This is a genomic window from Abyssisolibacter sp. ZYX002, from assembly GCF_056892235.1.
The window spans coordinates 1-20,365 of sequence record NZ_JARMXH010000011.1 but is presented as its reverse complement, the minus strand read 5'-3'; the positions used below and the strand labels follow the sequence as shown (position 1 = coordinate 20,365).

At 30.2% G+C, this 20,365-nt stretch carries 10 protein-coding genes; 9 read left to right on the top strand and 1 reads right to left on the bottom strand.

The window, feature by feature from the left end; genetic code table 11:
* The 9 genes from P3X86_RS19310 (at nt 1) to P3X86_RS19270 (ending at nt 16,727) form a co-directional block, all read left to right on the top strand.
* A complete protein-coding gene (locus P3X86_RS19310; protein ID WP_483294376.1) occupies nt 1-4,797 on the top strand; it encodes an SDR family NAD(P)-dependent oxidoreductase in 4,797 nt (1,598 codons plus the stop codon).
* Between the two features lie 24 nt (nt 4,798-4,821).
* A complete protein-coding gene (locus tag P3X86_RS19305; RefSeq protein WP_483294375.1) occupies nt 4,822-7,971 on the top strand; it encodes a beta-ketoacyl synthase N-terminal-like domain-containing protein in 3,150 nt (1,049 codons plus the stop codon).
* Nucleotides 7,972-7,981: 10 nt separating this feature from the next.
* Nucleotides 7,982-9,376 (top strand): pyridoxal phosphate-dependent aminotransferase, encoded by a 1,395-nt coding sequence (locus tag P3X86_RS19300; protein ID WP_483294374.1) that lies wholly within the window; start codon nt 7,982-7,984, stop codon nt 9,374-9,376.
* 14 nt (nt 9,377-9,390) lie between these two features.
* Nucleotides 9,391-10,083: a thioesterase II family protein gene (locus P3X86_RS19295; protein ID WP_483294373.1), complete on the top strand. Its 693-nt coding sequence runs from the start codon at nt 9,391-9,393 to the stop codon at nt 10,081-10,083.
* A 299-nt stretch (nt 10,084-10,382) separates the two neighbouring features.
* The gene (hydG, locus tag P3X86_RS19290; RefSeq protein ID WP_483294372.1) at nt 10,383-11,885 is read left to right on the top strand and encodes a [FeFe] hydrogenase H-cluster radical SAM maturase HydG; all 1,503 of its coding nucleotides are present in this window, start codon (nt 10,383-10,385) and stop codon (nt 11,883-11,885) included.
* 111 nt (nt 11,886-11,996) lie between these two features.
* Nucleotides 11,997-12,635 (top strand): metal ABC transporter ATP-binding protein, encoded by a 639-nt coding sequence (locus P3X86_RS19285; protein ID WP_483294371.1) that lies wholly within the window; start codon nt 11,997-11,999, stop codon nt 12,633-12,635.
* 27 nt (nt 12,636-12,662) lie between these two features.
* On the top strand, nt 12,663-13,505 hold the full coding sequence (locus P3X86_RS19280; protein ID WP_483294370.1) for a metal ABC transporter permease: 843 nt from the start codon (nt 12,663-12,665) through the stop codon (nt 13,503-13,505).
* 168 nt (nt 13,506-13,673) lie between these two features.
* Nucleotides 13,674-14,375, top strand: a complete 702-nt coding sequence (locus tag P3X86_RS19275) for a B3/B4 domain-containing protein (RefSeq protein ID WP_483294369.1) — start codon at nt 13,674-13,676, stop codon at nt 14,373-14,375.
* A 441-nt stretch (nt 14,376-14,816) separates the two neighbouring features.
* Complete coding sequence (locus tag P3X86_RS19270; RefSeq protein WP_483294368.1) at nt 14,817-16,727, top strand: M28 family metallopeptidase; 1,911 nt, start codon at nt 14,817-14,819, stop codon at nt 16,725-16,727.
* 82 nt (nt 16,728-16,809) lie between these two features.
* On the opposite strand, the gene P3X86_RS19265 is transcribed toward P3X86_RS19270, so the two are convergent.
* Nucleotides 16,810-19,914 (bottom strand): S8 family serine peptidase, encoded by a 3,105-nt coding sequence (locus P3X86_RS19265; protein ID WP_483294367.1) that lies wholly within the window; start codon nt 19,912-19,914, stop codon nt 16,810-16,812.
* Nucleotides 19,915-20,365: the final 451 nt, after the last annotated feature.

Genomic DNA, 20,365 nt, shown 5'->3' with positions numbered 1-20,365 from the left:
ATGGAGAGTATAGAAAAATATATTTTTTCACAGGTTGCAAATCATAAGCTGACTAAAGATGATGCAAAGAAAATGCTTTTAGAATTAAAAAAAGATTCAAATGATGATCAAAATATAGATATAGCAGTAATAGGGATGTCTGGTAAGTTCGCAGAATCTAGTAATCTCAAAGAATATTGGCAAAACATACTTAAAGGTAAAAATAGTATAAGAAGTTTGCCTAACGAAAGAAAAAAAGACGTAGAAAACTATCTGATGAGGTTTCATTATAAGCGTCTTAAAGAATCTGGATACATAAATCAAAATGAAGAAATAAAAGTGGAGTATCATAAAAGAGGGTATTTAACAGAGATAGATAAATTTGACGCCAAATTTTTTAGGATACCTCCTAGAGAGGCAAATGCAATGGATCCTTTTCAGCGTATTTTTTTGGAAGTAGCATATGAGGCTTTTGAGGATGCAGGCTATTGCAAAGATTTGTTAGAAGGAAGTAACACAGCAGTTTATGTAGGTATGGATCATGTGGCAGAATTACAGTATAAAAGGTTAGCAGCAAATGATCCAATGGTTGTTACAGGAACATGGCCAGGTATACTAGCTAGCAGAGTATCATATATATTAAATCTTAAAGGGCCAGCAATTGTCATAGATACAGCGTGTTCCTCAGGATTAGTGTCTATACATCAAGGCTGTCAAGCTATACTTAACGGTGAATGTGATATGGCTTTAGCTGGTGGTTTAAGTAATCTAAATTATGTTCCATTGACATTTAAAGATGAATTAAAAGAACTAGAGTCGGTAGAGTCAAAAACAGATGAGGTTAGGACATTTGATCAAAACGCAGCAGGTACAGTTTGGGGAGAAGGAGTAGGAGCAGTAGTATTAAAAAAACTAACCAAAGCTATAGAAGATGGTGACCCTATACATGCAGTGATAAAAGGATCAGTAATAAACAATGATGGAGCATCAAATGGTATAACCGCACCAGATGCTGATATGCAAAAAAGGCTTTTAACATCAGCGTGGCAAAAATCAAAAATAGATCCAAATACGTTAAGTTATATGGAAGCACATGGAACAGGAACAAAGCTAGGTGATCCAATAGAAATAAAAGCTATAACCCAAGCATTTAATACTTTAACAGATAAAAAACAATTTTGTGCAATAGGATCAGTAAAATCAAGTATAGGGCATTTAGTAGCTGCATCAGGACTAGCATCATTTATAAAAGTTATTTTGATGATCAAGAATAAAGTAATACCAGCAACAATAAACTTTGAAGAACCAAACAGATTCATTAATTTTTCAAATTCACCAGTATATGTAACTGATAAAAAAATAGAATGGAAGAGTGATATACCTAGAACAGCAGGTGTCAGTGCATTTGGATTTAGTGGAACAAACTCACATGTAATATTACAGGAAGCTCCTGAAATCATAAATAAAGATTTGAAAAAAGATGATAGTATAAAAATAATAACGATATCAGCAAAAACTACGGATTCATTAAAAAATCTATTAAAAGAATACAATGAGTATTTAGAAAAAAATAGCGTAAGTTTAGAAAATTTTAGTTACACAACATGCATAGGAAGAAGTCATTATGCTCATAGAATAGCATTAATAGCTAGAAATGTAGACGAACTAAAGACAAAAATACGTAAACTAATGAGTGAAATAAAAACTATTGATGCAAAAGGAATATATTATGGGTCAAATAAAATAGTATCAAAAAATAAACCCAACAAAAATGATGGAGAAATTACAGAAACTCAAAAAAGAAATATGACTAAAGAAATAAATAAATTAATAAAAAGACTTAGAGAAAACACTACAGATGCTTTAGCAAAAGAAGTATGCAGTTTATACGTAAAAGGTGCGAGTGCAAAATGGGATGAACTGTTCAATGAAGAGCAATTGAGTAAAATAAATATACCATATTATCCGTTTGAGAAAACTAGATATTGGTATGAGGTAGAACCAAAAAAAGAAATAGAAGTTAAAAGTACATCACACGAAAAAGAATATGACCATCCATATTTAGATAGATGCTTGGTAAGGTCAATTGATCAAGATATATACGTAGTTAGGTATGGTAAAGATAGACAGTGGGTTTTAGGCGAACATAAGATTTTCGATAATCATGTACTACCAGGTACCACATATATAGAAATGGTAGCTCAGGTATGCAAAAATTACTATAGTGAAGAATTGGATATAAGAGATATAATTTTCTATACACCATTAATATTAGAACCTGATGAAGAAAGAGACATGCAAATAATAGTAAACAAGAAAAATGATTATCTAGAAATTAAATTTGCTAGCAAATTAAATGATGAATTTGAAGAAATTTGGATAAAACATTGTGAATGTAAAGTTTACGAAATAGAAGAGCAAAAGGAAAGAAAGCTAGATATAAATACGATTATAAACAAATTTAGTGATGAAAAGGATAAAGATAATAGCAAAATTGATTTGGGTCAGAAAAGCATAGGTATAGACTTAGGGCATAGATGGGAAAACGAAAAAAGAATGGGAATTGGCAAAAAAGAGATAATATACGCTTTCGAGTTAGCAGACGATATAAAAGATGATTATAATACCTTTAGGCTACATGTAGGTATACTAGACAATGCAATGAATATAGTAAGCCAAAAAATCGGAACAGGAACGTATTTGCCATATTTCTACAAAAGCTTTAAACTATATAAATCTATAGATGGCAAAATTTATAGCTATATCAGAATAAACGATAAAACACCAGATAAAAAAGAGACAATATCATTTGATATTGATTTAGTAGATATGAATGGTGAAATTATAGCAAGCGTAGAGGATTACAATATAAAGAGAGTGAACAAAACACAAACACAATTCAAAGAGCAAGGGATACTAAAGAATAAATACTTTAATTTAATCTGGAAAGAAGAATCTGTATCTAAAGATAGAGAAATAGAAAATAAAGTTACACTGGTATTCAATAATTCATCACAAGATTCAGAGTGTATAACAGAGGAATTAAGAAAGACAAATAATAAAATAATAGAAGTTAATTTTGGACAATCATATAGAAAAATAAACGATTTTGAATATACTATAGCTAATACAGAAATTGACTATATACAGTTATTTAAAGATATAAAAGATAAAAAAATAGAAAGAGTTGTACATCTATTCATAACAGATGAAGGTAATCCAAAATCTTTAGAGGACTTAAAGAGATTACAAGAGTATAGTCTATCTAGTTTATTTTATAGTACAAGGGCTATCTTAAAAAATAAGTATAGTGACAATATAGAACTTGTTCTAGTAGCGGATAATGCCAATAAAGTAACAGGATTAGAGAATATAATCAAACCTCATGGAGAAGCTTATTTAGCACTTGGAAAAGTAATAAACTGGGAGTATGATAATCTTAAATGTAGATGTATTGATATAGATAAAAGTAGCAATAAAGAAAATATAGTAAAAGAAATACAGTCATACACACAATATAAAATAGCCTATAGAAAGAATAAAAGATATGTGCAGGAATTTGGTAAAGTAGATATCAAAGAAAATAGACAGAACATAGAGATTAGTTCTGATGGAGTTTATGTAGTAACAGGTGGAACTGGTGGATTAGGACTGGAAATGGGTAAATATCTTGCTAAAAATAACGCATCAAATATAGCATTAATAAGTAGATCATCAGTACCTAAAAGAGGTAAATGGGATGAGATATTAATTGATGGAAAAGAAAAAAAACTAATAAGAGCAATAGAAAGCATAAAAGAAATGGAAAGTAAAGGAGCAAAAGTACATTGTGTGAGTGCGGATGTATGTAGCCTATCAGATATGGAAGAAGCATTAGACAACCTAAGAAAAGAACATGGCAAACTAAAAGGCGTAATTCATTGCGCGGGAAAAGCAGGAGATGGTTTGATAATTACAAAGGATAAGAGAAAATTTGATAGTGTTATTGCTCCTAAAATGTATGGAACATGGATACTAGATGACTTAACAAAACAAGATGAACTTGATTTCTTTATAATGTTCTCATCAATGATTTCAGTATTTGGAGATTTAGGACAGAGCGACTATGCAGCATCGAACGCATATATGGATTCATTTGCTTCATATAGAGGGAATTCCATAGCTATTAACTGGCCAAGCTGGAAAGAGACAGGAATGGCAGTGGACTATGGAGTGACGGAATCTTACTCATTTATTAATGGAAACAATACTGCAAAAGCATTGAGCGCTTTCGAAGAAATATTAAATTCCAGTTTAGAAAAAGTAATGCCAGGAGAGCTAAATTATATGAAATTTATAGATAAACGTAATTTTCTGCAGTTTAAGCTCTCTAAAGAGATAGAAAAGCTACTTATTAGGAAGAAGATAAATAAACCTGAGGAAAAGAAATCACATACACAGAATGTCAAAGCTAAAATAAAAGGAGAGTATATCGAGGATTATAGCGATACAGAAAACTGTATAAAGGGTATATGGTGTGAAGTATTAGGGATGGAAGATATAGATGTATATGAAGGATTCTATGCATTAGGAGGAGATTCCCTAATGGCGATACAGTTACTAAAAAAAATAGAAGAAGTATATCCAGAAATAATAGATATCTCTGATATATTCACATATTCTACAATAGAGCAGATGGCTAAATATATAAACGATACACTAGTAGCTGAGTACAAAAATGATGAAGAAGGAAAAGAGGATTCGTTAGAAAACATGTTAGATGATCTAGAATCTGGTGATATCTCAATAGATAATATACTAGAAGCTTTAAATGACTAAGAACATAATAAGGGGATGTTTGATATGACAAATAAAGAGAATATAAATAGATATATATTAGAGCAAGTCAAAAAAGGGAATATGGACAAAAAAATATCTTTACTTATATTAAAAGAGATCAATAAAAAAACATCATTAAATGACGATATAGCTATTATAGGAATGTCATGTAAATATCCTCTTGCAGATAACATACCAGAGTATTGGAGATTACTAAAAAATGAAGTGCATGCAATAAGGGAATTTCCTAAAAGAAGAAAAAAAATTATGGGAATTGATAAGAATATCACAATAGGTGGCTATATAGACAAAATTGATATGTTTGATGCACAGTTTTTTAATATATCACCTAAAGAAGCAGAGTCAATGCACCCTACTCAGAGAATGTTTCTAGAGAAAGCTTGGGAAGCGCTAGAAGATTCAGGCAATGTATCAAGTAACACAAAGAACTCGATTGGAGTATACCTCGGTATAGATACTACTTATGGGATAGATTATGGCAGAAGTGACAAGGATGCAACAGAAATGATAGGGATAATGACAAGTATATTATCCAGTAGACTAAATTATCATCTCGATTTAAAAGGGCCATGTATATCCATAGACACAGCATGCTCATCTAGCTTAGTGGCAATACATTTAGCTTGTCAAGCTCTTAGTTTTGGTGATTGTAGCATGGCAATAGCAGGAGGAATCAACCTTATAGGAAAGATGCAGTCTAAAATAGAGAGTATGGAGGCACCAAAGGAAGTAGGAGGGGGAAAACTAAGAATATTTGATAAGCGTTCAAATGGAACAATATGGGGAGAAGGACTTGGATTCGTAGTGTTAAAACCATTATCTAAAGCAATAAAAGATAGAGACAATATCCAAGCAATAATAAAAGGAAGTGCAATAAATAACAGTGGAGTATCGACGGGCATATCTGCTCCTAGTGCTCAGTCGCAGGTAGAAGTGATGCTGAAAGCATGGGAAAAAGCCAATATAAATCCAACTAATATATCACATATAGAGGTTAACGCTATAGGAACAGAATTAGGCGATAGTTTAGAGATAAAGTCATTAAATAAGGCTTTTAAAAAATTTACAGGTGAAAGACAGTTTTGTTCTATAGGCTCACCTAGACCAAATATAGGACATTGTTTAAGTGTTGGTGCTATGGCTTCGGTGCAAAAGACAGTAATGTCATTAAAACACAAGCAACTCACTGGTTTAATAAATATCGAAAAACCAAATCCACTAGCACAGTTACAAGACTCCCCAGTATATATAAACGATAAGTTAAAAGAGTGGGATGTAAATGAAGGAGTAAGAATAGCAGGGATTAACTCTTTTGGATTTAGCAGAACCAATGGACATTTAGTATTGCAGGAGTATACAAAAGAAATTATTAACGAAGAGAAAAATAGTAAATTTATATTTACAGTTTCAGCAAAATCGAAACATGCTCTTTTAAAGTATATAGAAAAATATGAAGAGTACTTAGAAGAAAATTCAGACGTGAATATAGAGGATGTTTGCTTTACATCAACAGTTGGACGAGCACATTTTTCACAGAGACTTGCAATTTTATGTGATAGCCCAAAAGATTTAAGAATGAAAATAGGTAGTATTAAAAGATTAGAGGATTTGCTTTCACCAGAAGTGCTATATGGCAATCATAAAATAGGTTCCGTATCATCAGCCCAAAACAATACATTATCTAGGGAAAAGAAAAAAGAACTTGATGCTACAGCACAAAAAGAAATCAATAATATTGATAGCGGTAAAGCAGTAGAAAAGCTATTAGACATATGTAAGCTGTACGTTAATGGAGCAGATATTGAATGGATAAAACTATATAAAGACTCAAATTGCAGTAAAATTAGCTTACCTACGTATCCTTTTGAGAGAAGGAGTTACTGGGCTAAAGATAGCCATATTAAAGAAAATGAAAAAGTAATATTAATTGGAAAAAATTTGACAAACACTCAGCAAATTATAGGCAATATATGGGGAGATATATTAGGATATAAAAAGATTGATTTAGATTCAGATTTTTTTGAGTTAGGAGGAAATTCATTATTAGTGATTAGGTTAATAAGTGAAATTGAGAACAGCTTTGACATAGATATGGAGAGTGAGATAGAGGATAATATCTATGAGCATAATACAATAAGAAAGCTAGCAAATTACATAGATAATGTGAGTAGTAAACAAGAACATAAAAGATTTATAAAAAATATAGAACCTTATAATGATCTGTTTTATAAAAACTGTTATTATAATTCATTATTTCCAGTAATAAAACACTTCGGTGGGGATGTAATGAGATTTATGATTAATGACATAATGACTTATAACCTAGCGCAAACAGAAAATAGTATTAATATAGATATAAAATACAATCAAATAGAAGAAGAGGAGACACTTTATGAAGATTTAGCTATAGAGTGCATTAGCATGATTTACAGCGAAGATATTGTAGGTGAATTAATAAATCAAATAAACAAAGAAAGGCCTGCTATTATTTGGATAGATTGCTTTTACGAAAGCATAAGAGAACAGATGTATAATAAACAGCATTGGGCTCATACTCTGTTAGTATTTGGATATAATTTAAAAAATAAAACATTTGATATAATAGAGCATATGCATAAAGATAGTCTAGGATATCAGAAAAAGAGTATTTCATTCAAAGAACTAGAAGCTTGCTATGAAGGATATATAAATAATTTTCATAAGAATGAACAACCTTCACTTTATATGTTTGACAAAGGAGCTACGTGTAAAAATATTGACAAGTATAATGTATATGTAGGCAATTTTTTGAAGTCTAAAGATATATGGGCTAAAGGATTAAATGATTTAGGAAATTTTGCAAAAGATTTTAAAATAATAATGCAAGATGAAAAAAAATTAAGTGAAAATGTACAAGAGTTAGTTGCAAGTATGAATAATATCATAAACGCAAAAGAAGTAGTAAAATATAAAGCTGAAAGATTACTACAAAGCGAAGAATTGACTAGGTTAACAAATGATGTTGTATTGATGTGGAGTAAAATAAGAAAAAACATAGCAAAATTTATGTACACTAATAAATATAAAATAAATGCAGTAAATGAATCCATAGAGTTAATAGATGAAATCATCAAATTAGAATACCGCTTTATAGAAAGGTTTTGCACAAGATAAGGGGGGAAACATGGATTTATTCGAGTATGTTAACAAGAGAAAAAGAGATGAATATGAAATGATAGGAGTAGATGGAAGTGTTATAATCGCTAATAATACAAATATATCAATAGGTGTAAGTGAATTAGACCCACCTAAATTCTATACAGATCATTTTATAAAAGAGTTAAAAAATCATGATTTTATCAAAAGGTATACTGCAAATGCAGGTCACCCAATGTTGACTGGAACATTAAAATTCTATGAAAACACTCTAGCAAATAAGTTCAAAGGAAATAAAAATTTAGTAGAAAATTTATGTGTTACAACAGGTGCTACTCCAGCTATAACATTTTTCTTTGAATATTTCGCTAATAAATATATAAATGAAAAAATAATGTTAGTAGGACTTAATTATTATTTATTTTATGAGTGTATGACGAAGTATAAAATTGAGGGAATAACAGTTACATCCACGCTGCATGACAGGATAGCTCCAACAACCACAGAGTTAATAATGTATATAGAAAAGTATAATCCAAAACTAATAGTTTTGACACTTCCTATGAATCCATCAGGAGAGTGTTATAGTGAAGAAGAGTTAAGAGAGATAGTTAGAATAGTAAAACAAAAAGATATATTGTTGCTACTAGATAAATGTCAATTAGAAGAATTTGCAAGCTGTTATCAATTTTTAAATATGAACAAAGTAATATTAGAAGAAGACTATGTACAAAACACAATATTCATAAATAGCATATCAAAAACACGTAACTTACCTGGAGCAAGATTGGGTTATATATTTGCAAATAAAGAAATAATTGATTACATAACATATTTAAATGAAATATATTATTGCATACCTCCATTGACATATGTAATACCATTTATAGCAGACTTACTAGCAAGAATCAATTATATAATACACGATGAACAATCAAGAGTAAGTGGTATGAAGATAGTAAATAAGATGTATAAAAATATCTCAAAACTTAATACTCCAAAAGGATTATATAGAAATTATACAAAACCTATATTAGATTCAGTATTTGAAGTTAAAGAAATAGATAATTTTTATAAAGAGATAGATAACAATTATAACATTACATATAATAACTATTTATACACTAAAAATAAATTAAAAAAGCATCTCCATTCTGTAACAGAATTAAGAGGTGGATTTAATTTTTGCATAAAACTTAAAAACATACCTAGCAAAAAACAGCTAGACTTAGCAAGAGACATAATAATAGAAAAAGAGATAGCTATACTACCAGAAATATTTTTTAATAATAACAAGATACAAAATCCAAATGAATTGTTTTGGATACGTATAACGGCAGCTAGAGTAGAAGAAGAATATAGAAAATTAATAGATGAAATATGTGATTTCTTAGATAAGAACATAGACAGATATTTAAACTAGAAGGGATGAGTAAAGTGAAATTATTTTTTTTGCCATACGCAGGCGCAAATGCAATTTCGTATAGTGTATTAAAAAAATACATAGATAATGAAATAGAAATACATTTCGTTGAACTAGCGGGTAGAGGTTCTAGAAAAAATGAACCGTTTTATACTGATGTATATCAAGCAGTAGAAGATATTATAAGCATAATAAAAAATGAAATAAATCAGCCGTATGCAATATTTGGACATAGTATGGGAGGTTTACTAACGTATGAACTTATATGCAAGATGAGAGAGCTTAATCTAAGAGAGCCTGATCATGTATTTATATCTGCTAGAAGAGCGCCACACCTAAAAAGACCAGATGGTAAAGTGTTTCATAAAATGTCACAGAAAGAATTTCTAGCAGAGTTATCTGATGTTGGAGGGCTTGATGAACAATTTTTTAAAGAACCTCAATTAATAGATTTTTTCTTACCTGTAATAAGAGCTGATTATAAGATAATAGAAGAATATAAGTGTAAGAGAGAAGGCGAAAAAATTAATAGCGATATGACAGTTTTGTATGCTTTAGAAGATACAGAGGTGTCTAAAGAAGAAATACTAGAATGGAAATCATACGCAGGAGAAGAAATTAATTTTTTTGAATTTGAAGGAGGGCACTTCTTTATATTTAAACAAACAGAGATTATTTCAAACATAATTAATAACACGATAAATTAATTCAAAATTTATGTTAATAATTAAACAATATACTTGACAAAACACTCATTATATTATTTAATGAGAGTAGGTAATCAAACTCTAAGAATTACGATTTTTTTAGTTTGTATTCAAAATTATAAGCCCTTAAAGGAAAGATAAATCTGACCTTAGTAGGAATTGTTATATAATTTATAATACCAGTAGTATTTTCTAATAGTTGGTATATAAAATGTGATTATATAAACTTTCCTAGGGCAGGGAAGTTTTTTTAATGCAGTGTAAGTTAAAAAAATATCAAAGATTAGGGAGGAATAACTATGGCAGTTATGAGCGCAAAGAGTTGGGCTGATCAAGTAATAAAGCAGGATGAGATTGATAGATATTTAGTCGATGGGAAAGACTTCATAGATGAACAGGAGATTATAACTAAAATAAAGAACAATGCAAATCCAGACAAAGGCTACATAAGAAATATAATGGATAAAGCACTTAGCATAAAGACACTGTCACTAGATGAAACAGCAGCATTGATAAATCTTAAAGACGAAGATTTGTGGCAAGAGTTATATGAAGCAGGTAATAAAATAAAAAAGGATGTTTACGATAATAGAGTAGTGTTTTTCGCACCATTATACTGTAGTAATCTATGTGTTAATAGCTGTAAATATTGTGGCTTCAGAGTTGAAAATGGCCAAGAAAAAAGAAAAATATTGAGTATGGAAGAGGTAAGAAAAGAGACAGAAGCACTAATAGATGAAGGACATAAGAGATTAATAGTAGTTTATGGAGAGCATCCTTCTTCGGATATAGATTATATAACAGAGACAATAAAGAACATATATAGTGTACAGAGAATATCACCTAAAACAGGTAGACCTAGCAGTATAAGAAGAGTAAATGTAAATGCAGCACCATTAAGTATAGCTGACTTAAAAAGACTTAAAGAAGCAGGTATAGGAACATTTCAAGTATTCCAAGAGACATATGACAGAAAGTTATACAGAGATTTACATCCGTCAGGACCAAAATCAAACTATAGGTGGAGATTGTACGCACTCCATAGAGCTATGGAAGCAGGAATTGATGACTTTGCTATAGGAGCACTTTTTGGACTAAACGATTGGAGATTTGAAGTAATGGGATTATTGGCTCATGCTAGAGATTTAGAGAGACAATTTGGCATAGGACCTCATACTATATCATTCCCTAGATTAACAGCAGCATCGGGTTCATCAATAAGTACAAATCCAAAATACAGAGTATCAGATGAAGACTTTAAAAAGCTAGTTACTATCTTAAGGTTATCAGTACCATACACAGGATTGATTATTACTGCTAGAGAAAGAGCAGAGCTTAGAGATGATATAGTAAAAGTAGGCTGTACTCAGATGGACGCATCCACAAAGATAGGGATTGGTTCATATAGTGAAAAAACAAGCCAGCAGGATAAAGAAAAACAACAATTTATGTTAGGAGATACCAGAAGCTTAGAAGAGGTAATACACAAGCTTGCTGAGGATGGAACCATTACATCTTTCTGTACAGCGGGATATCGTTGTGGAAGAACAGGAGATAAGATAATGGATATGCTAAAAGAATGTTCAGAGGGCAAGTTCTGTAAACTAAATGCAGTATTGACATACAAAGAATACTTAGATGATTTTGCATCACCAGAAACTCAAAAACTAGGAGAAGCATTGATACTAAAAGAAATGGACGAAATTAAAAACAATCCATTCTATACAAAAACGGGGTTAATCAACACACTAGATAAATACTATGATAGAATCTCAAAAGGTGATAGTGATTTGTTTATATAATTAAGACTTAAATTGTACTAGAATGTTTAAAATATGGTGAATTTGAACAGAATTTAAAATAAGCTATTGGATGATAGCTTATTTTTTTAGTACTAAAAAGGAATGATTAATATGGATATTATACAATTTGAAAATGTTACAGCAAATTATGGAAAGATATGTGCATTAAAAAATGTAACAATTTCAGTTAAAAAAGGAGAGTTCATAAGTATAACAGGTGACAATGGTTCGGGTAAATCCACCTTACTAAAATTGATATTAGGGCTCAAGAAGCCTAAAACAGGCAAAGTTATAATAGCAAGAAACTATAACATAGCATATGTACCTCAATTCAGAGCGTTTGATAGTAGTTTTCCTATTGATGTTAAAAGTGTTATATTGCAAGGTAGACTTAAGAAGAATTTTCCTTTTTCAAGATATAACAAAGAAGATATAAAAGCTCTGGAATATTATTCTAAGGTTCTATGTTTACAAAGTTTATTAGAGCGACAAATAGGGGAATTATCAGGAGGTCAAATACAAAAGGTTCTTATAGCCAGAGCATTAATAGCTGGTAGTGATGTATTATTATTAGACGAGCCAACAGCAAATATTGATGAAGATAGCACAAAAGAGATACTTAAAATACTAAAGAACTTAAATGATAAAACAATAATTTTGGTAACTCATAATACGAAAGACATAGTAAATTATTGTGATTACATACTACATATAAGGAAAATAGGAGTAGAAAAACATAAGTGCATATAAAGTAAGAAGTTGTTAGGAGGAATATATATGATTGAAGCTATACTTAAATATCAATTTATGCGAAATGCTGTATTATCTGCGTTTTTTGTTAGTATTATATGTGGTATAGTAGGAACTATAATAGTTGAAAAACATATGGCTAATATAGCAGGAGGAATAGCACATACATCGTTCGGAGGAATAGGGCTAGGGTATCTTATAAAAAAAGAGCCGATAATAGTTGGATTAGTTTTCACTGTTGTATCTACATTGATAATAACCATGATAAAAAAAGTGTCTAATACAAAAGTAGATACATTGATTAACATGCTTTGGGCAGCAGGTATGGCGTTGGGAATATTGTTTATTAGTATAACTCCAGGATATCCTCCAGATATGACTTCATATTTTTTTGGCAATATACTAGCAGTATCAAATAATTATATAAAAATTCTAACAATACTAAGTAGTATTATCGTATTAATTATATTTACTATGTATTATACATGGCAAGCGTATCTATTTGACGAAGAACATCTTAAAATATTAGGATATAATGTCACGCTACTAGAGATAGTATTCATAATAATGATTGCTGTAGCAGTGGTGTTACTTATTAAAATAGTAGGTATAACACTTATTATTGCATTACTAACCATACCATCAATAATATCTAGGCTTTATACCAAAAGTTTATTCAAGAGGATAATAAGTTCAATAATAGTATCTATGATACTGTGCTATTTAGGTCTATATATATCATATACAATGAACATTCCTTCAGGAGCTACAATAATACTATTAGCAATAGTCAGTTATATAATATTGATATGTTATTTTTCTGTTAGCAAAAGATATAAATATAGAAAAGAAGCAGAGGATATTGTATAATATTGATTAATAATTTAAAGTTGACGTTTACAGTTGAATTTGGTACTATAAAGTAATAGATTAGTTAAAAACAGAATATTGTGAATGTTTAGAGTGATTAGTGAGATATTTATTTTAGATTGTAATTAAAGTCTATTATAATATAAATTATTAACAGGAGGTGGGAACTTGAAATTCAAAGTAAGCGAAGAATTGTTTGATAAAATACCAGATTTATGTTTCGGTGCAGTAGTTGGATATGGTATTGATAATAAAGTAAAAAACACTGATATAAAAGAAATGTTAAATAAAGAAATGCAGGTTCTTAGAGATAGACTAGAAGGATTAAATATAAAGGAATTTGAATATATAGTTCCTTATAGAGACACATTTAAAGAATTGGGGATAAACCCTAATAAATATATGAGTTCAATAGAGGCAATGTCTAAAAGAGTTGCTAAAGGTAATGATTTACCATCAATTAATCCAATAGTTGATTTAGTAAATGCTATATCATTAAAATATGTATTACCTATGGGTGCTCATGATATAGATGCATTAGAGGATGAGATAGCAGTAAGATTCTCACATGAAGGTGATGCATTTGTACCTTTAGGTAGTGAAAAAATAGAAAATGTAGAACCAGGAGAGCTTGTATACGCTGATAGTAAAAGAATAAGAACGCGTAGGTGGATTTGGAGACAGAGTAATAGAGGAAGAATAACAGAAGAAAGTAAAAATATATTTTTCCCAATAGATGGCTTCATATCTGTTAATAAAGAAAATGTGTTAGAAGCTATGGATTTATTGAGTAATTTATTAGAAAAGCATTTTAACTGTACTACAAAGAAATTTTTTATAGATAAGGGTAATAATGAAGTCCAGTTATAATTAAATAAATTCTAAGAAAATCAACCTAAGTCATGCTGTATACGCATGGCTTAGGTTGATGACAAAGTCATCTAAATAGCAGACTGTAGTAAGAGTTCAATTTCAAGGCGTGTTAAAATTGAGTAGCAGAGCTTACTTAGAGGTAAGTGAGCAACGGAAATTTTAACAACAACGCAGAAATTGGGCTTTTGTCTACAGTCTGAGTCATGCTGTATAAGCATGGCTTTTTTGTTTGATAAAATTGGTTAATGATGCTATATAAAATGACGAAAATTTGTAAAATTGAAAGTATTTACAAAATATTATATATGTGATATATTTTTAAATTAATAAGATAAGGAGGTGTGAAACACTATACTCAAACAAAAACTAAACATTCAATAAAACATTAACTAGGTAGGCTGTCATTTAAGGCAGCCTCTTTATAAAGGAGAAAATATAATGAAGCGAGTAAATAAGCTAATATTTTTTATAGTACTCAGTATATTTTGTTTAATGGCGTGTAGCTTGGAGACTTATCGTGGTAATAAAGATATTGTCATAGAAGATGCATTAGAGTATTTAGCATCAAATAAATGTGATGGCAGACTTGTTGGAACAAAGGGAAACAAATTAGCAGAAGAATATATTGCAGATAAATTTAAAGAGTTTGGATTAGATACTTTTGATGAGAGACACTATGTTCCATATGAACAAAAAACAGTCACAATAGATGAAAGTAAAGTATGTTTAGAGCTAGAAAATGGAAAGAAGTTTATATATGGAAAAAATTTCGTAGAAGCAAAAATAAAAAATGAAAATATAATGTTGCCAATATATAAAAATGATGAAGGTGTTGATTGTATAATATTGACTTCAAATAACGCAAATGAGTATTTAGATAATGAGCATGTCAAAGGAGTGTTAGTTCTAAAAGAGGATTTACAAAGAGCAGCTCCCAGTACTATGAAAATTGGAAATAAAAATGTATTCAGCATAAATAAAGGTACATATGAATCACTAAAAAAGTGTGTAGGACAACATTTGAAGATGTCTATGGTCTATAAACAAAATAAGGAAACAGTTAATAATGTAGTGGGAATTTTGCCAGGTAAGGATAGAGGTAAAGCTATAATCATAACAGCCCATTTGGATCATGCAGGAAGTATCGGAGATTCGATATATAGAGGGGCTTTAGACAATTGTTCAGGAGTGGCAGTGATGCTAGATATTGCTAGTAAATTAAGTGAGTATTACAAAAATGGGAAAATCCCGAGTAGAGATTTGATATTTTGTGCTGTAAATGGAGAAGAGACTAATCTAAAAGGGAGCTATAAAATATCAAAAGCTTTAAGCGAAAAATATAGCAATGTGATTGATATAAATTTAGATTGTGTGGGGGAGAAAGGCACAGATGAGATAATAATAGATTATATAGGCACAAAAGAAGTAGAACAGATGTGTAGAGAGATGGTAGATGTTTTGGACCATAATAATATTAAATCAAAGTATATAAGCAACTATGGTATAAGTGACCATATATCATTTGGAGATTCGATTCTTATAAGTACTGGGTTTAATTTTGATATAATACATAAAACTAAAGATACACTAGATCAAGTAGATAGCGATTGGATGAAGACTATATCTTATAATATATGTGAATTTCTAAAGCAATTCAGTCAAAAGGATAAAAGTAAAATAGTTAAGACTCAAACTCAGTTTGACAATGATAGAGAAATAGATATAGAACTAGAAAAACTAAAATTTGGAGAATATAAATTCATAAATAATAACGATAGACCATTTTATATAGCTAAATTAAACACAAATGGAACGCTAAATGATATTAATACACACTTTGATGATAAATTTACATTTATCCCTCAAGTGATAGAATACAAAGCACTCAGTGATTGTGGGGTAAATGCCAGTAGGAGTGTGTATTATAACAGTCCAAAACCTGAAGAATATCAGATGGATAAGGTATATAGACGTGATAATATTATCAATGATGTAGTAGGCTTATATCTAACATATGGTTGTGATGATGAACCAAGGATATATGTTAATATGCATATGTATTTAAAAGATAGCTCATTGGAAATGCAACTATCTGAAGAAATAAACACATATGGTAACAATAAAGATACCATAAATATCAATGATAACACATTATATAAGTTAATAAGAGATGAAAGTGACTTAATGGATAACTTAATTTATACGAAAGAAGATGAAAAAGCTAAGTATATATTGACTATTCAAGGTTGTGTTATAGAAGAAAAAAGTAATAAAGATATAGAGAAATTTATAGAGGAATATAATATAGAGAAAGTTTTTGATGAGTTTATTAGAAGTCTCATGAAGTAAAAAATGACCATTAATTTTACAAGAAAATTAATGGTCATTCTCAATATTTTATTTTAGAAAGTATTATATAAAAAACATGATATTATTGAACAGGTATAGTGAAGTAACGTGTAGATGCTATATTTTGTGCGTAGTCTAATACTGCCAAAAATAACTTATGATTACCAGTACCAAGTTTGCTCATATCAAATTTACCATCACCTGAAGTTGCAATTTTTTTACCGTTTTCTACTAATACATATGAATGAACAGAACTTCCCTTGTCTATAGCAGAGGCTGACAAGATAGAAGTTTTTTCATTGTATTTTAGATCAGTTATTGTAGGTTTAGTTGTATCAATATATACAGGGTAAATGTTAGAGTTCCATCTAGAATTAGGATAATCAATAATTGTATTTATACGCATATAGTATTGACCATCAGGTAATACAGAGTCATTGACCTTACCATCCCATTTCCAATCTGGATTATAATATATAGTATTTTCTTCTTTACCGTCTCCAAAGCTTTTACTCAAATACTCATCATCAACAAGATCAAGTATTTTATTATTTTTAGCATCTAAGATATCTATATCAATCTTTCTAGCATTTCTATAGAATGATAATACAGGAACAATAGTATCACATGTATTGTTTCCGTTAGGAGAAAATGCTATTTTATTAGCATCAAAAGTTTTATCAAAGTTTTGTCCAAGATATTGTTGGCTAGCACCATCTATAAAACCTGAATTACCATAAAAAGAACTCTTGTCATATTTAGTTCCATCTAATATAGGAGCAGAATCCCAACTACCGTAGAATCCACAATATGGAATCAATAAATCAGATTTAGTATTTACATCTGAATTCTCCCTAAAAGTAATAAATCCTTCAACAAAACATCCATTTTTAAATATTTGACTAAGAGATTTATTATTTATCAGTCCTTTTGCACCATTCAAATCAAGAGTAACTTTTACATCAGTAGAACTATTTGCAGGTACAGTGATGTTGGTAGAAGAAAACTTAATAGGAGTTTTTCCGCTTGAATTAACTATAGGTTGAGGTTTAGCTAGTATATTGCCGTTTTCTGCTAAGTCTGTAGCTACAGAACCTTCGACTGTATAATTAAGATTTTCAGAAGTAAGGTTTTTAACAGTAACTACAAAATCAGTTGAGTTGCTTATTTCTTTTAGTGCAACTTTAGATTGATTAGTACGACTATCAACTACTATAGCTTTAGCAGAAGTTGCTTTAACCAAATCCATTACACCAGCACCTTGTCCTCTAGGAGAAGTAAATTCATTAACACCATTTCCTACATTCTCCAATATCGGATTTGCTGTACTCATCATAAGATTTTTAACCATTAGTACTTTAGATTCTCCAGTTAGATTTGGAAACTTGTCATCAATATATTGTAATATCAATGCACTACCTCCTGCAACACATGGAGAAGACATAGAAGTCCCACTCATTAACTGATATCCATTGTTTTGGTCAGTAGAAAGAATCATACCGCCTGGAGCTGATATTTCAGGTTTAAACACTAAATTTGGAGCAAGACCAAAAGAACTAAATGGTGACAATAAACCAGATATAGGATTTATATATTTTTTTTCTAATGAGGCACTAAAATTAACAGAGCCATTTTCTAATAATGATTCAAGAGCCTCACCATCTTCTTTAGATATTAACGCAAATGGTATGTCCCAATTGCCTTGGTTTTTATAAAAGGTAGATTGTCCATGATCATAAACTATTATAGCTTTTGCACCTTTTTCTTTAGCCCATAGAGTTTTATCCCTAAAAGGGTGTTCGCCTCTCTTAACCAAGACTACTTTACCAGTGACATCTATGCCATCATAATCAGTAAGTTTACCAAGTTTTGTTCCACCTATTGAGGTTAGTTCCAAACTATCTGAACTAGTTAATAATTCTTTCCAATTATCTGCACTATAACCTAATACGTTGTTGTTTAATGGAGCAAAACTAAAATTGTTTTCATAAAGATAAGTGGTGTTATTGACAGAAGATATTTGGAATGATTCAAGAGTAGTACCAGGTGCTCCAACAAGACCAGTATCTGGATTGTCAGTAGTAGGTAGCTTAAAACCATTACCGAATCTATGAGAATTTCCACCAGAAACAGCTACTACTATACCATTATCAACAGCTTTTTTTATTGCTAATTGAGCTGGAAAGTCAGTTGAAACATAACCAGCAGGTGAGCCAAGACTCATATTTATTACATCGGCTCCTAATAAAATAGAATCATCTATTGCTTTTATATAAACATCGCTACTAGTTGTGCCGCTGCCAGTGTTACCAAATACTTTCATAGCAAGTAATTGAGACTCTGGAGCAACGCCCTTAATTCCACCATTAGATTCATTACCATTAGCACCAACAATACCAGCCACATGCATACCATGTCTGCTAGCATCTTTACCTAAATCAAGTATTTCTTGGTTTTTATCATAATAATTATAACCGTAAGGGACTTTATCAGATCTCCATGTACCAGGTAAATCTAAGTTATTAACAGTTTGTTGATTAATTTTTTCATTATTAGGATTAGATAAAGCCATATCATGATGCGAAGGATCTATACCAGTATCTATAATAGCAACAACCTTACCTTCCCCAGTATAGCCTAATTTTGACCATAGTGTTCTAGCTCCAACAGTAGTAACACTTTCATGCATTTTAGGTATCGGACGAGTATATTCCATAGCTACGTACACGTTTTTTATACCAGGAATTTTTTTTAGGTTTTTAACTTCCTTTGCTTTTGTTGTACAACTAAAGCCATTAAAAACATTTTTAAAATCCTTGTGATATTTTATGTTGTAGTTCTTACTAGCCAAAAGATTTTTTATAACTCTTTGCTGAGTAATTATCTTTTGAGTAATTGATTTGAGAGTTCTTTTAGGAAGTTCATTTACTTTTTTATGAGCTTCTGTAGCATGAGTGATAACAGGTTTTTCCGTCAATTCAACAATAAGTCTAACGTTTTCCTCATCACTTAATTTTAAATTGCTTTTTTCAAATACTTCTGAGTTTAAATTAAATTGTGAAGTATCCAAATTTGGCTGTTCTCCACTTGTCCAGTCAATATCAACAGTACCATCAGTAGCAAAAGATACTGTAAAGCTTGAGATAACAAGAGCTAAAATAGCAAAAATAGTTAAAAATTTTTTCATAAAGACATCCCTCCGTTGTAGTGTTAGAAACCACTGTTTATAAAGCATTACTATACTGTTAAAACATAGCCCCTTATAGTAATTGATGGATAAGTTAACTCAAAACTCATAGGGGTAGTTTGTTGCTCAAAAATTTTTGCCATAAATAAAAGAACATAAGCAAAGTAACGCAGTATCTAAACATAGTGGAAAAGTATTAAAAGTGTACTATGATTAAATATACCACTACAGTAGATGTCATTTCAACGATATATATATTACATGGAAGGAAAATGTAGGAAATCAGCTGAAAGGCTTGACATATTGCGATTTATAGATGATATTAAATTAAGAAAAGCAAAAGAAATGATGTATCCAGCAATAATTATGTTAATTAGTCTAAGTTTCTGTAGAAACGTATAATTAGCATTATTGGTTACTGCATTAAATCATGTGTTATATATATAAATAT